This is a genomic window from Spirosoma spitsbergense DSM 19989 (genome assembly GCF_000374085.1).
Lineage (GTDB): Bacteria > Bacteroidota > Bacteroidia > Cytophagales > Spirosomataceae > Spirosoma > Spirosoma spitsbergense.
Window position 1 is genome coordinate 118,464 of sequence record NZ_KB893387.1, and the last position, 15,417, is coordinate 133,880.

13 protein-coding genes are annotated in these 15,417 nt (G+C 49.5%); 4 read left to right on the plus strand and 9 right to left on the minus strand.

The annotated features are described in order from the left end of the window. Nucleotides 1-41 precede the first annotated feature (41 nt). From B157_RS0100515 to selD, 7 genes are all read right to left on the minus strand, one after another. On the minus strand, nt 42-1,049 hold the full coding sequence (locus tag B157_RS0100515; RefSeq protein ID WP_020601413.1) for a 3-oxoacyl-ACP synthase III family protein: 1,008 nt from the start codon (nt 1,047-1,049) through the stop codon (nt 42-44). Nucleotides 1,050-1,157: 108 nt separating this feature from the next. After that, nucleotides 1,158-1,409 (minus strand): phosphoribosylformylglycinamidine synthase subunit PurS, encoded by a 252-nt coding sequence (purS, locus tag B157_RS0100520; RefSeq protein WP_020601414.1) that lies wholly within the window; start codon nt 1,407-1,409, stop codon nt 1,158-1,160. Nucleotides 1,410-1,470: 61 nt separating this feature from the next. Beyond that, nucleotides 1,471-2,142, minus strand: coding sequence for a CDP-diacylglycerol--serine O-phosphatidyltransferase (gene pssA, locus B157_RS0100525; RefSeq protein ID WP_020601415.1), 672 nt, complete (start codon nt 2,140-2,142; stop codon nt 1,471-1,473). A 122-nt stretch (nt 2,143-2,264) separates the two neighbouring features. Next, nucleotides 2,265-2,906: an MBL fold metallo-hydrolase gene (locus tag B157_RS0100530; RefSeq protein WP_020601416.1), complete on the minus strand. Its 642-nt coding sequence runs from the start codon at nt 2,904-2,906 to the stop codon at nt 2,265-2,267. Nucleotides 2,907-2,929: 23 nt separating this feature from the next. Then, entirely contained in the window at nt 2,930-3,631 is a 702-nt protein-coding gene (locus B157_RS0100535) for an SAM-dependent methyltransferase (RefSeq protein ID WP_020601417.1), read from the minus strand. 48 nt (nt 3,632-3,679) lie between these two features. Continuing rightward, on the minus strand, nt 3,680-4,462 hold the full coding sequence (locus tag B157_RS0100540; RefSeq protein ID WP_020601418.1) for an alpha/beta fold hydrolase: 783 nt from the start codon (nt 4,460-4,462) through the stop codon (nt 3,680-3,682). A 108-nt stretch (nt 4,463-4,570) separates the two neighbouring features. Further along, the gene (selD, locus tag B157_RS0100545; RefSeq protein WP_020601419.1) at nt 4,571-5,623 is read right to left on the minus strand and encodes a selenide, water dikinase SelD; all 1,053 of its coding nucleotides are present in this window, start codon (nt 5,621-5,623) and stop codon (nt 4,571-4,573) included. Between the two features lie 326 nt (nt 5,624-5,949). On the opposite strand from selD, the gene B157_RS0100550 reads away from it, so the two are divergent. Next, complete coding sequence (locus tag B157_RS0100550; RefSeq protein WP_020601420.1) at nt 5,950-9,336, plus strand: TonB-dependent receptor; 3,387 nt, start codon at nt 5,950-5,952, stop codon at nt 9,334-9,336. Nucleotides 9,337-9,414: 78 nt separating this feature from the next. Next, nucleotides 9,415-10,281: a glycerophosphodiester phosphodiesterase family protein gene (locus tag B157_RS0100555; RefSeq protein ID WP_026308382.1), complete on the plus strand. Its 867-nt coding sequence runs from the start codon at nt 9,415-9,417 to the stop codon at nt 10,279-10,281. A 35-nt stretch (nt 10,282-10,316) separates the two neighbouring features. Here B157_RS0100555 and B157_RS0100560 read toward each other — a convergent pair whose 3' ends face one another. Continuing rightward, nucleotides 10,317-11,312, minus strand: coding sequence for a patatin-like phospholipase family protein (locus B157_RS0100560; protein ID WP_026308383.1), 996 nt, complete (start codon nt 11,310-11,312; stop codon nt 10,317-10,319). A 310-nt stretch (nt 11,313-11,622) separates the two neighbouring features. Here B157_RS0100560 and B157_RS0100565 point away from each other — a divergent pair, with 310 nt between their 5' ends. Then, a complete protein-coding gene (locus B157_RS0100565; RefSeq protein WP_020601423.1) occupies nt 11,623-12,597 on the plus strand; it encodes a polyprenyl synthetase family protein in 975 nt (324 codons plus the stop codon). A gap of 69 nt (nt 12,598-12,666) precedes the next feature. Here B157_RS0100565 and B157_RS0100570 read toward each other — a convergent pair whose 3' ends face one another. Further along, nucleotides 12,667-13,467 (minus strand): sterol desaturase family protein, encoded by an 801-nt coding sequence (locus B157_RS0100570; RefSeq protein WP_020601424.1) that lies wholly within the window; start codon nt 13,465-13,467, stop codon nt 12,667-12,669. Between the two features lie 249 nt (nt 13,468-13,716). Between B157_RS0100570 and pafA the strand changes: the two genes are divergently transcribed. Further along, on the plus strand, nt 13,717-15,411 hold the full coding sequence (gene pafA / locus B157_RS0100575) for an alkaline phosphatase PafA (protein WP_020601425.1): 1,695 nt from the start codon (nt 13,717-13,719) through the stop codon (nt 15,409-15,411). The last annotated feature ends 6 nt before the right edge of the window (nt 15,412-15,417 follow it).

Sequence of the window (15,417 nt, forward strand, 5' to 3'; positions counted from 1 at the left end):
TGGAATTGTAGAGACGCAATACCTTGCGTCTCTACGGAAAATTACCATTTTATCAGCGCCGATGCCCAGGTAAAACCGCTGCCAAAAGCGGCAAGGCAAATTAAATCGCCGGGCTGAACGTGGCCTTTCTCAAAGGCTTCAGTCAGCGCGATGGGGATGGATGCTGCCGTGGTGTTGCCGTATTGCTGAATGTTGTTGAACACTTTCTCTTCCGGTAGGCCCATTTGCTGGCGCACGTACTCCGAAATGCGAATATTGGCCTGATGAGGAACAAGGAGTGCAATATCCTCTGCTTTGTAGTTATTAGCTTCCAGACTCTCGTTAATAACCTCCATAAACCGAACAACGGCGTGTTTGAAAACGGTATTACCGTTCATCGTCACATTGTACTGTTTATCGGCTAAGGTTGTTTCATTGATCCACTGCCCCTCGCGGCTGCTACCCGGATCACGCACGTACAACTCTTCTGCATAGCGACCGTCGGCGTGCAAATGGGTCGATAAAATACGGTGCTCAGGATCGGTGGTAGCCTGAACAACAGCGGCCCCGGCTCCATCGCCAAAAATGACGGCTACGCCCCGACCCTCGTTGCTTTTATTCAGATACGACGATTGAATCTCGGAACCAACCACCAAAACGGTTTTGTACATACCCGTTTTTATGAACTGGTCGGCAATGGAGAGCGCGTAAATGAAGCCGGAACATTGATTGCGAATGTCGATAACTCCGATGCCCTCCAGACCCAGCTCACGCTGCATCAGAAACGCCGAACCGGGGAAATAATAATCCGGGGTTATGGTCGCATAAACAATCAGATCGACGGCTGATGCATCGAGGCCCGCCCGGTCGAGGGCCATACGGGAGGCTGCCGTAGCCATACTGGCATTGGTGTCTTTGCCGTACGTAAAATAACGTCGTTGTTTAATGCCCGTCCGTTCCTGAATCCAGGCATCAGACGTGTCCATGTACTGCGTCAGGTCATCGTTCGTAACGATATTGTCTGGAACGTAAAACCCTAATCCTTTAATACTTGTGTAAACCGTATTCATTTAATGCGAATAAATCCCCCGCAAAAATAGCATTTTTTGTGGGGGATGTTCTCCTGATTGATTCATTTGTACAACTGATGTCGGAAAAAGACAATCGCGGCACCGCTATCAGGCGGGGTGTAGTTCAAAGGAATATTCTTCCATGATAAGATTGGCCAGGAGCTGTTTGCAGGCTTCGTCAACGGTTTGACGGGCTTTCTCTTCGGTATCTGCTTCCACGTTGAGCCGGATGTGCTTGCCGATACGAACATTATCGATAGTGTCCATATGGAGATTATGAAGCCCTAATTTGACCGCCTTTCCCTGAGGATCCAGAATTTCAGAACGGGTCATGATGTTAATTTCAGCGATGTATGTCATTTTTTAATGAGTGAAAGTGTGAAAGAGCGAAAGAGCGGCTGACGCGAGCAATCTGTATGCTTCAGCCGCTCTTTCGCTCTTTCACACTTTCACTCTTTGAAATTAGTGAAACGAGGATGTACAATAAAATAATGAGCGGGATGGCCGCAAACTGCAAAAATAACAGGAGTAAGACGGAAGCAATCAGAAAACTGTATGTAACGCGGTTTGCGGCCCAGCCGAAGGATTTAAATTTAAGGGCAAATAGCGGTAAATCCATCACCATCATAAACGAAAACGCAATCAGCATACCCCAGGCAATGTCGTTTTGCCAGATCGCGTTGTACTGCGGCTGATACCGCTCCATAAGGGGAAGGGCTGCAATCAGCATGGTGTTGGCAGGCGTGGGTAAGCCAATGAACTGGTCGCTCTGGCGGGTGTCGATGTTGAATCGGGCGAGTCGCAGGGCGGATAAAACCGCGATCAAAAAAGCCCCGTACGAGATTGGTCCCAACCCCTGAAACCAGCCGTATTGAAAAACAATGGTAGCGGGCAATACGCCGAACGTGACGACATCGGCCAGCGAATCGAGTTCTTTTCCGAATGGACCGGCAACGTTGACCAGGCGGGCCACGAAGCCATCACCAAAGTCCAGTATCAGGGCCAGCCCGACTAGCCAGGCAGCCGTGTCAAGATGCCCGCGCAGCGTCATTACGATGCCAATGCACCCGCACAACAGGTTGCCGCAGGTCATGGCGTTAGGGATATGCTTCAAATCTTAGTTATAAATGTTGACCGAGTCGCCGGTGCGATGATGAAGTATGAATGAGACCGGCACCAGACAAAAGAAAGCTAACATCATTCATAATTCATCATTTATAATTCCTGAAGGTACGGGTTTGTTTTTTTCTCCTTCCCAATGGTTGTGGGTTCCATGTGTCCAGGATAAACAACGTAATCATCAGGCAGGGTAAAAAACTGGGTCTTTATACTATTTAGCAGGGCCTCGTGGCTACAAAAAGGAAAATCGGTTCGCCCAACGCTCCCGTTGAACAGCACATCACCCCCAATTACGTAGCGATCGGCATGATTGACAAACGCTACATGACCTGGTGCGTGGCCCGGTACAAAGATGACATCTAAAACGGTATTGCCGAAGCGAATTGGCTCGCCTGCTACCAGGGGTTCGTCAATGTCAGATGGTTCGTATCCGCGTAAACCATATAGGGCGCAGCGCGCAGGTACATCGTCGTATATGACGTTATCCAACGGGTGGAGATAGGCTTTAACCCCGAATTTTCGCTTTACGTAGGCTACACCAAAGACATGATCGAGGTGAGCGTGGGTGAGCAGCAGGTACTTAACGCTGAGTTTATGATCAGTAATGAATTCGCTCAAAGCCTCTTTTTCGGCCTGATCATAACAGCCGGGATCGATAATGACCGCTTCGCCCGTAGTGTCATCGGCAACGACGTACGTGTTTTCCTGAAAGGGCGAGAACGTGAACGATTTAATCATAGATGGATTCTACTACTTTTTCACTACAAAAGTAGAAATACCGTTGGTTTTTTGCGCAAATCGGGGATGGCCGATTTCCATTCCTTGATGGTTAGGGTGCGGACAAACGCATCGGGCGCGGTTACGTTGCACGCTACACACAAGCGGGTATTCGCCTGGCAATTGGCTAGTACATCCGCAAAGAGCGCATCATTCCGGTAGGGGGTTTCCATGAAAATCTGCGTCTGAATACGTTGCTGTGCCTCCTTCTCCAGGTTACGTATGGCGCGGGCGCGGTCCTGCCGTTCGATGGGCAGGTAGCCGTGAAAAACAAACGATTGCCCACTCATACCCGATGCCATCAGGGCCAGTAAAATGGACGATGGCCCCACCAGTGGTTCTACCCGCCAACCCAGCGAATGCGCCATGCCCACCACCACGGCACCCGGATCAGCCACGCCGGGGCAACCTGCTTCAGACAGCACGCCCGCGTTTTTTTTTCGCTCCATCGTGGCCTGAATCTGTCGGCGTGTGTCGGCGGGGGGGGTATCCTTGTCGAGGTTGAAAAACGTGGTTTCATCGATGACCCGGCTCGTTTTCAGGCCCGTGATAAACCGCCGGGCCGACCGTACATTTTCAACGAAATAGGTATCCGTTTTTTCGATAACGTCCCGAATGGCCGGGGGTAACACCAGCGAAGCGGTATCGTCGGCAAGCAGGGTTGGTATGAGGTAGAGTGTAGGCATATTTTTTTGTAGGCAGAGATGCAAAGAAAACCTCAGCATTCTTTTCTGTTATTCTTGCGTCTGTGCGGTTAAAAAGGACACCAGTATCGTCACAAACTCGGCTGGTTTCTCGGCCTGTATCCAGTGCCCGGCCCCCTGAATAGTTTCGATTTGAACGGTGGAGAAAATTTGCCTGATACCCGGTATGTCTTCATCCAGGATGTAGGGCGATTCGCTGCCCCGGATGAACAATGTTGGCTCGGGCACGATTTGGGGGTTTGTCAGTTCTCCGCCTACGCCGTGTAGCTCGCGCTCGATAACGGGCAGGTTCAGGCGCCAGGCAAAATGGCCATCTTCACTTCGGTACAGGTTCTTGAGTAAAAACTGCCGTACCGTCAGGGAGGGTTCGTAGGCCGAGAGAGCCGCATCGGCATCGCCCCGACTTTTGATGGTTGCCAGGTCAATCGACTTCAGTCCCCGGACAAGTTCGGCATGATGAACCGGGTAAAACTTGGGGGCAATATCGACCACAACCAGTTTGGCAAACGTGCCCGGATAGGTCATCGCGTACTGCATCACCGTTTTTCCACCCATCGAGTGACCAACCAGCACCGGTTTTTCCAGGTTGTGTTCAACCAGGAACTCGCGCAGGTCGGCAGCCATACTCGGGTAATCCTGATCATCGCCCCGTGGTGACTGTCCGTGATTTCGCTGATCAACCGCGAAGATGCGGTATCCCTGAGCCGCGATGGTTTTGCTGATGGTTAGCCAGTTGTCCGAAGAACCAAAAATGCCATGAAGAATGACAAGGACCGGACCGGTCTCCCCAATTTCTCTAAAATAAAGTTTCATCGTAAAGGTTTCATCGCAAAGACGCGATGGTGAGCGCAAAGAACGCAACAGCTACACGAAAAAACACGGTGTTCTTTGCGAATCCTTCGCGTCTTTGTGGTGAATGACTTATTGTACATACACGGCTTTTTCCCGTTTCTCGACCAACTCGCCAAACGAGTGTAGGGTCATGCCGTTTTCGGTAGCTACCCGTTCAAATTCTTCGGTGTCTCTGGGTTCAACGGCAATGAGCAGGCCACCCGACGTTTGCGGGTCGGCGAGTATGTATTTTTGCTGTTCGTTAAGTTCACTGATTTTATGGCCGTAACTGTCCCAGTTGCGGACGGTGCCGCCCGGAAAACTTTTCTGAGCCAGATACTCATCAATCATAGGTAGTTTGGGTACAGCCTCAAAATCAACGATGGCACTGAGCCCTGACCCTTCGGCCATTTCGACCAGATGGCCAAGCAAACCAAAGCCCGTTACATCGGTCAGGGCTCTCACGTAGGGCAACTTGCCCAGGGTAGCGCCAAACCTATTGAGTTGGGCCATCTGAGCGGGTGCTACATCGGCGTGTTCGGGTTTGAGAATCCCTTTTTTCTGAGCAGTTGTCAGAATGCCCACACCCAGGGGTTTGGTCAGGTATAGTTTACAGCCCTCTGTAGCGGTGTTGTTCTGTTTGAGGTGGTCGATGCGTACTTTGCCCGTTACGGCCAGACCAAAAATGGGTTCTACCGTATCGATGCTGTGACCACCCGCCAACGGAATGCCTGCTTCCCGACAGATGGAACGCGCACCTTCCATCACCTGACCAGCCACTTCGGGCGGCAACTTATCCACGGGCCAGCCCAGAATTGCGATAGCCATAATGGGTTCTCCCCCCATAGCATACACGTCGCTGATGGCGTTGGCGGAGGCAATACGGCCAAAATCGAAGGCATCATCCACGATGGGCATAAAAAAATCGGTGGTACTGATAATGGCTTCACCATTGCCCAGGTCGAGCACCGCTGCATCATCGCGGGAGTCGTTACCAACCAGTAAGCTATTATAATGGGGTTGAGCAGCGGTGTCGTTGCTGTGCAGAATCTGGTCCAGTATTTTCGGCGAAATCTTACAGCCGCAGCCTGCGCCGTGGCTGTACTGAGTGAGTTTAAAGGAAACGGTTTCAGTTGATGTCATAACAGGATAAAACTAAGAGTGAAAAAGAAAAATGGATGGTCTTTTTCCTTAATAAGTACACTTGCAAAAGATTAATGGTTCTTTAATGGATAGCGGTTATCTACGTGATACTGTGTTGTTAATAATTTGGTAATACGCACTAGCAGGCAGTAATACAGTCGAAATAAAACTATTCTAAGGTAAATTTTTAATAATCAGTGTAAAGTGGTACTTTTTTGGGATATTTGCTTTTACACCATCAAAAAAAAAGAGCATCTTTGCATCTAAATGGGCAACCTGGCGGATAAGCCCTGCCCCATCGAACTACTAACAAAACAAACACTTCTATGTCTAAAAAACTACTGCAATTTCGGGTGGCTTTGGTGCTGGTCGGCAGTATGCTATTGGCTTTGCTCAGTGGGAGCGGGGCACTAGCTCAGGTAACTTCATCTGCGATTAACGGGTTCGTGACCGACACGAAGGGGGAAGCGTTGCCTGGTGCCACCGTGGTAGCTATTCACACGCCATCTGGTACTCGATACGGTGCTGTGACCAACACGGCGGGTGTCTATAACATGCCCAACGTTCGGGTTGGTGGACCATATACCATCACGGTATCGTACGTTGGTTTCAAAGAAAAGATTCAGGAGAACGTCTTTGCTGCTTTGGGCACTACGGCCAATAATAACTTCAAACTCGATGAAGAAGGTACGAACCTGAACGAAGTAGTTATATCAGGAAACCGGAGCGATATTTTTAGTTCTGACCGCACAGGCGCGGCTTCTTCGTTCAACCGGGAAGCCATCAACACCATTCCGACCATTGGTCGTACACTAACCGATATCACCAAATACAACCCCTACGGTAATGGACAGTCATTCGCTGGTCAGGACCCGCGTTTCAATAACTTCACCATCGATGGTGCGGTATTTAACAATGGCTTTGGTTTGGGCGGCTCGGCATTAGCTGGTGGCCGTACGGGTACAACGGCGGTTTCTATTGATGCGCTGGATCAAATTCAGGTGAACGTGGCTCCGTTCGATATTCGGCAGTCGGGTTTCACCGGTGCTGGAATTAACGCTGTAACCCGGTCAGGGACCAACGATTTCTCGGGATCGGTTTATCACCTTTTCCGGAACACGGGTCTGGTGGGTAAAACAGCGAATGGCAATTCGATAGGTACGGTTAACGTGGATGAAAAAACCTACGGTTTCCGGTTAGGTGGCCCAATCATCAAAAATAAACTGTTCTTCTTCATCAACGGCGAACAGTTTACCAGTAGCAACCCGGCTTTGAGTTTCGTAGCCAAACAGGATGGTGCTGCGGGTAACGTTTCGAACGTGTTATACTCCGACCTGGTTGATCTGAAAAGCTTCATGCAAACAAACTTCGGTTTAGACCTGGGGGCCATTGATAATTATAATAACGAAGTGAAGAGCACCAAAGGGCTGATTCGTATTGATTATAACATCAATGACAACAACAAACTGTCGGTTCGGTATTCGCACCACAATTCATCGTCGGGTCAGGTAATCAGCAACAGTAACAGTAGCAATACGGCTGGTAACGGTAACCGGAACGTTTTCCCGAACTCGCTGTCACCACAGAATACGGGTTATATTATTGCTGACAACACTCGTTCTCTATCAGTCGAACTGACTTCGAGCTTCAACAGCAAGTTTTCCAACAACCTGATTGGTACCTATAATAAGCAAATTGAAGACCGGACGTACCGGACGCAGTTGTTCCCAACTATCGATATTGCACCGGGTGGAACTACGTACACATCTGTTGGATTCGACCCCTTTACGCCTAATAACAAACTGAACTATTCGACGTTCAACATCACGGATAACCTCAGCTATTTTGCCGGCAAGCATACCCTGACGGCGGGCGTTGTTTTTGAGAAGTACACGTCGAATAACGTGTTTTTCCCCTCCTCAAACGGTGCATATGTATACAACTCCATTGCGGATTTCAAAACGGCTGCTTTAGCGTCGATTAGTAATCCTACGGCTATTTCGTCGCCCGTTACGGTGGCTAGATATAACCTGCGCTACTCGCTTTTGCCTGGTGGTGCTGAGCCCCTCCAGCAATTGAAGCGTAACCTTTACAGTGCTTATGTGCAGGACGAGTACTTAGCCAGCCCAAACCTGAAACTGACGCTTGGTTTGCGCGGTGATCTGTTTGATTACGACAATAGTACTGCTTCGTCTTTCAACAACCCGGTTGTAGCAGGTCTGACGTTCAACGATGAAAACGGCAACCCCTACAAAATTACGACGGGTGCCTTCCCGAAGCCAAAACTGCTCCTGTCGCCCCGTTTTGGATTTAACTTCGACGTGAAAGGTGATAAGACAACCCAGATTCGCGGTGGTACGGGTATTTTTGTATCGCGTATTCCTGAAGTGTTAATTTCTAACCAGTTGGGTAACAATGGTGTAAACACTATATTGACTACTGTAACCAGCACAACAGCTATCCCATTCAGAACTGATCCGAGCCTGTTACCGGCTTCTGTTCGGCTGGATCCGACGACGGTTAATGTCAATACCCTGCCTCCATACACGATCAATGCATCAGACCCTGACCTGAAGTATCCGCAAATCTGGAAGACAAACATTGCGGTTGATCAACGCTTGCCCTTTGGTTTGATTGCAACGGTAGAGTTTATCTACAACAAGAACATTCAGGCCCTGCGTTATATCGACGCGAACCTGAAAGCGCCTACCAAAACACTGAGCGGTCCTGATACACGATCCCTGTTCCCTGCGTTTGGTGTTGTAAGTAGTGGTTCTGGTGCTGCTAATACAGTCAATCAGGCTCGTTATATTAACCCTGGAATAGCTAACGCATTCGTGCTGAAAAATACCAACAAGGGTGATTCGTACATTGTTACGTTCAAACTGGAGAAGCCCGTTACCCGGGGTTTTGGTGGTACAGTTGCCTATACCTACGGACAAGCCCGCGACCTGGCTTTTGTGGGTAGTACGGTTCAGGCCAACGTACCGACTACGGTTGGTCAGAATTACCTGAATACGTCGTTTGCGGATAATGACCTGCGTCACCGTATTAACGGCTATGTTAACTATCGTCTGAACTACGGTGGTGAGTTTGGTGGCTCTACAGCCTTTACGCTGGGTGGTACTTATGCCAGTGGAGGCAAAATTTCGTACACCTATAACCAGGATATCAACTCTGACGGACAAACCCAGAACGACCTAATGTATGTACCCAGAAGCGCGTCTGAACTAACGTTTAGTCCGCTTGTTGTAGGGACAGGGGCAACGGCCGTAACGTACTCCCCAGAGCAACAGCAGGCCGCTTTCGATGCGTACATTAATGGTAACGAATACCTGAGCACCCGCCGGGGGCAGTACGCTGAGCGCAATGGCGGTGCCTACCCATGGCTGGCCCGTTTCGACTTTACAGCCATTCAGGAGTTTTATATAAAGGTTGGTGGCAAACGCAACACGCTTCAGTTCCGGGTTGATATTTTGAACGTGGGTAACCTGCTTAACGATAAGTGGGGTGTAGGTAATCTGCAAACGACGTTTAATCCGCTGGCCGTAGCGAGTGTAAACACGACGACGGGCATACCAAGCTACCGGTTGGCTACGCAGAACATCGGCGGTCAGACGGTTCTGCTCAAAGACTCGTTCGTGAAAAGTGCCTCGCTTAACAATGGTGACGTATATCAGGCCCAGATCGGTCTGCGTTACATCTTCAACTAAGAACGGTTACTTTAATTGACCAAAAATCCCCCGCACGAACAACGTGACGGGGGATTTTTATTGATACCGCTGGATACAATGAAAACTGGTATTTCTATTTTGTTTAGTGTTCTCTTATCGGGTCCGGTATTGGCGCAGTCGGTCAATCGGTTTCAGGATAGTCAGGCGATTGACGTTTTGCTGCAATACCAGCCGGGCCGTCAGAAACCGCTTATTCTGGCTCATCGGGGAGGGCCTGGTTTGGTGGATACGGAGAATTCAATCGTCACGTTTACCCAGACTGCGAGCGCCCTTCCAGATGTTATTATCGAAATGGATGTGCGGATGACTCTCGATAGTGGCTTTGTTTTACTTCATGATGCTACGCTGGATCGGGAGTCGAATGCTACAGGGGCGGTGGCGGAACAAACCCTGGTTGACTTGAAGAACGTTAAACTCAAAACGCTCTCCGGCGAACGGACAAATCAAACGATAACGACCTTTACCGAGGTGCTGAACTGGAATAAAAACAGCTATCTGTTAGCACTGGATGTCAAGCCGGGAACAGACCCCCTACGGGTGATGCAGGAAGTGGAAATGCATCAGGCCGTGCATTCCGTATTTATTATCTGTTACTCATTCGCCGAAGCGCAGCGTGTACGTGACCAGTATCCGACGGTATGGTTAGCGGTTGGAGTGAACAGCATGGCTGATCTGGACCGATTAGAAACGAATTCACTGGCATCGGGCCATTTGATCGCTCTGACCCCGCAGCAGCTTCAACCAGCATCGTACTATGAACGTTTACACAAACTTGGAGTTCTGTGCGCTGTGGGCACGTACGGCACTGGCCAGTTAGATGAAAAGCCAATAAAAGAGGCTGCTATTGGCTATCGGGACGTATTTAGCCGAGGGGGAGACGTACTAACCACCGACCGGCCACTTGAGGTATCGGTGTTGTTCTGATGGTTAGGCCACTCTTAAGGTTACGGGTGGCGTCATTACGGCAAAATAGATACCTTTCCGTCTGATTGCTTCATTTTCAGCGTGAAAATACCCGCCTGATACCCCTGCACGATCATCCGGCCGATGTCGTCGGAGTTGAACTTCATCAGGTTGAGCGACAAGGGCTCTGTAGGCCGGATAAGGGTCAGTTTGAGGTCGCGTCCATGCAACCTTTCCCGTTCTGCGAATCGCTCAGCCCAGGCAATGTCATTATTGACCAGCTGATTGACGGTAATGTCTTTAACCCGATCCATCAGGTTCAGCAGGTTGCGGTAGTTGAACTTCTCGTTGTATATTTTTTTTGCGTGGCAGGCTATGCAGGCAATATCCGTTGCGCCATCTTCAATCGCTACGCGCAGAGGAGCCACTTCGCGGAGGCCCCCGTCCAGAAACGCCCGCCGGTGATCCCCGCCAATTTGCATGGCAGGCATTAGAAAGGGCAGCGAACTACTTGCATACACAAAATCCAGAAAGTTAGGGTCGTGTGCATCGGCATAATACATGTCTCCCTCAATAATATCCACCGCGCCCACCTTGAGGGTTACAGGACCGTTTCTCAGGGCTTCTATATCAACATTTTTTTTTATCAGGTTCTGGATGGGGGAGTTGTCCAGCAATCCATCAAACCGCTTCATCAGGGTATTGTAACCCATCCGGAACCGGGACCGGATTATGGCTACATCATCCGGTTTGGTAATATTCCGAATCCAGAACTCAATTAGGTACTTCCCCACTTTTATCCAGTCAACCTGACCTGACTGGGCTTGTTGGCGGGCGGCCTCATTGGCCAGAAATGTCGCATTGAGACTCCCTACCGAAATGCCGTACAGGTGATCCGGGACAAATCCCGACTCAAAAAGGGCCATAGCTGCTCCTGCCTGAAAGGCTCCTTTGAGCGAACCGCCACCCAATACGAGCGCACAGCCAGATGATTGAGGTTCAGGTATAATGCTGGCTGTTTTCGGAACGGGAGGTATTGGATTGTCGATCATACAAGGTAATAGCAAAAGGTGTACGCTGGCTGCGTAGCTGGTAAATTGAGGTTTTTCGTGGAATAAACAAAACGAATTGAAAGCAGGGACAGTTATCAAAAAGAGTAAGTACCACGATCAACACCTTTTCGGTGTCTGCGCTTTCCTTGCTAATATTGCCAAAAAATAGCCAGTAGGTTGTAATAGTCGTAAGTGGTATTAGTCATAAGTGGCTGGCGCATCCGTATTGCCTGTGCCGGCCACTTATGCCGACCACGACTTACGACTACTAAAACTCACTTACGCTTCCCACTTACTTACAACTCGTCCAATGCCCCTTACCGTCGCTGATATACAGGCCCCCATTGCTGCCGAAATGGAATTGTTCGAGCAGAAGTTTCGGGGACAGATGAAAAGCGATGTGATGCTGCTCGATCAGATTATGAAATACATCGTGAAGCGGAAGGGGAAGCAGCTTCGGCCCATGTTCGTTTTTTTGATGGCGGGTGTATGCGGGACAATCACGGAGGCAACCTACCGGGGGGCATCACTAATTGAATTACTTCATACCGCTACCCTTGTTCACGACGATGTGGTCGATGAGTCAAATTACCGGCGCGGATTTTTCTCCATCAATGCGCTCTGGAAAAATAAAGTTGCCGTACTGGTGGGCGATTATCTACTATCCAGAGGGTTATTGCTTTCGGTCGACAATGGCGATTACGACCTGCTTAAAATCGTTTCCAGGGCGGTACGGGAGATAAGCGAAGGCGAATTACTCCAGCTCTACAAAGCCCGGCGATTAGACATTACCGAGGCTATCTATTATGAAATAATCCGTCAGAAAACGGCATCCCTCATTGCCGCCTGTTGTGCCGTAGGAGCGCGTTCTGTCGATGTTGGAGAAGATATTGTGGAGCAGGCGCGGGTGTTTGGGGAGAAAGTTGGCATTGCTTTTCAGATTAAAGACGACCTGTTCGACTACGGTACGGCCGAAATCGGGAAGCCGCTGGGTATCGACATCAAAGAAAAAAAGATGACGCTACCGCTCATTTATGCCCTCAACAACGCTGGTTTTCTGGAAAAAAGACGGATTATCAATATCATCAAAAACGAAAGTGAAAAACCTAAAAAGGTAGATGAGGTCATCACCTTTGTCAAGCAATCGGGCGGTATCGAATACGCTACGGCAGCCATGAATAGTTACGTTGCCGAAGCGCAGACGTTGCTCAATTCTTTTCCCGAATCCCCTTATCGTCAGTCGCTCCACCAGTTGGTGCAGTATACGATTGACAGGAGCAAGTAATTTTTAAGTAGTAGGAGTGAGGAGTTGCTGATGTGTCGATAATAATACGCGTCAGCCACTCCTCACTCCTCACTCCTCACTCCTCACTCCCAATCCAGACTTCGCCGTTTTCTCCTTAAACAGCCGATGGAAGTCGGGGCTTTCCGTATTCATCCACTTATCCCAGAATGTGAAGTAAAGTCCATAGTTGAACCGGAACTGCGTATGATGCAGGCTATGGTGCGTAGCACCGATAAGCCATCGCCCCAGCCAGTGGGTATTGAAATTGTGGGGATATATTTCGGTATTAAGGTGGTTAATAGCACTCGATATGGTCATAATGACCAGAATGATGCCAATAGCCGACGTGTGCAAGGGTATCACAAAGGTTAGCAGTGGGATAATAATTGCCTGTAAGGTACTTTCTGTGGGGTGGAATGAGAAGGCAGTCCAGGGGGAAGTGGTCAGGCTGTCGTGGTGCGTTTTGTGTACCAGTTTATACACGCCGGGTCGGTGCATCCAGCGGTGAAGCCAGTAGTAGTAGGTTTCATGGATAAACAGAACCAGTAAAATGCTGAACGGATACCACACCAGTGGATAAGCATTGAAATCGGTATAAATCAGGCCATAGCCAGAATTATAGGCCAGAATGACGGCCACTGCCATGAGGGTGAAAATGAGGGAAGTTATAACCGACCAGCCAATCTCCCGCCAGTCCTGACCCGGTTTACGGGGTCGGTTCTGCACCGCACGATGGGTGAATTGCTGTTTCATCGACACGTTGAATAACCACCAGAACCCCAGCGAAAACAGGACATACCGGCCAAAGATGGCGGTGAAAAATAGCAAGCCTGTCAGCCATAAGGAACCCGGACCAAAAATCTGAATCATGCTGTTTACATTGATTGATTACCCTAAAACCAGTGTGTAAGCAAAAAAACTGACAAAGTTGACAGGCCGCTACGTTGATTATCAGCGTTATCAAAGTTTAGTTCAAATTACTTGTGTGCTAAAACCTCTCTCTCTCTGTTAAACGCAGGCGAGCATACTTCACATACACACCACCCAATGAAGTCAATTGTCCAGAAATTTGTTTTGTACATTTGTCAAAGCATTACTAAATCATTCACAAACGGCTATATGCGCCTGATCTCTTCAGCTCTTTTTCTGGTTTCACTGACCATAACCACCTTTGCCCAATCCAGGAAATTAGTAAATACCGCGGTAAAGAATACAACTGCAACGCAGGTGAGCCCGCAAATGGGTAAGCCAAAACTCGTTGTTGGCATCGTCATCGACCAAATGCGCTATGACTACCTCTATCGGTACTATGCTAAGTTTGGAACGACAGCTACTACAGGAAGTGGATTCCGGCGGTTGATGGATGAGGGATTTAATGCCCGAAACAATCACTACCATTACGCAGCTACCTACACTGGTCCTGGTCATGCGGCCATCTATACGGGGTCGGCACCCGCAATCAATGGTATTGTTGGTAATGACTTTTACGAACGAAATCTGGGACGGTTGATGTACTGTGCCGAAGATACGACAGTAAGCACAGTTGGAAATACCGGTACAGCCGGTAAAATGTCGCCCCGAAATTTACAGGTCACTACCATTGGCGATCAACTTAAACTCGCCACCGACGGGCGGGCCAAAGTCATTGGCATTGCCCTGAAAGACCGGGGAGCTATCCTGCCTGCCGGCCATGCTGCCAATGCCGCTTACTGGTTCGACTCGAAAGACGGCAGCTTTATCAGCAGCACCTTTTACCAGAACGATCTGCCAAAATGGGTACAGGAGTTTAACGCCCGGAAGCTGGGCGATCAGTTTTTAGGTCAGAAATGGGAACCTGTACTGCCCCTGAATCAATATACCGAAAGTACGACCGACGATCAGGCGTATGAAAACGCTATGCCCGGCGAAGCCAAACCTGTTTTCCCGCATGAGTTTGCGGTTCAGGCGGGTAGTAGTAAATATGAAGTATTGCGTACCAGTCCCTATGGTGATCAAATCACGAAAGAGTTTGCGCTGGCTGCCTTGAAAGGGGAGCAATTAGGGCAGGATGACATCACGGATATGCTGTGCGTCAGCTTCTCGTCGCCCGATTACGTTGGTCACGCCTTTGGTACGCACGCCATTGAAACAGAAGATCAGTACATCCGGCTCGACCGGCAACTGGCCGATTTGTTTACGCAACTGGATGCCAGTGTGGGCAAGGGTCAATGGCTGGCGTTTCTGTCTGCCGACCATGGCGTAGTGGATGCGCCGGGTTTTTTGCAGCAGTATCGTATTCCAGCGGGCGTTAAGGGGTACGGCGACATTGGCGAAACGGTGAAAGCGTCGCTCGAAAAAGCCTATGGACCCGGCAAATGGATGCTTTCATACATCAATCAGCAGGTATACCTCAATCACGCCCTGCTGGCCGAAAAGAAGATTGCGCTTCAGGACGTGTACGCGTTGCTGCGAACTGATTTGCTTCGGCAGAAAGCCGTTGTCAATGTCATCAACCTCCATAATCTGGGGGCCGAGGCTCTGCCACAGTTGCAGGAAAACTTACTGCGTAATGTGTATTACCCAAACCGCAGCGGAGATTTTTACATCCTTCAATCGCCGGGCTGGATTGAGGGCCGCACGAAGGGGACAACCCACGGGAGCAGCTATGCCTATGATACACACGTTCCTTTTTTGCTCTACGGGTGGGGTATAAAACCGGGGCAAACGCTACGTAGAACCCATATTCATGACATCGCCCCTACGATAACCGCTTTACTCGGAATACTGGAACCCAGCGGTTGTATCGGTAACCCGGTAGAGGAAGCGATTAAATAAAAGCGC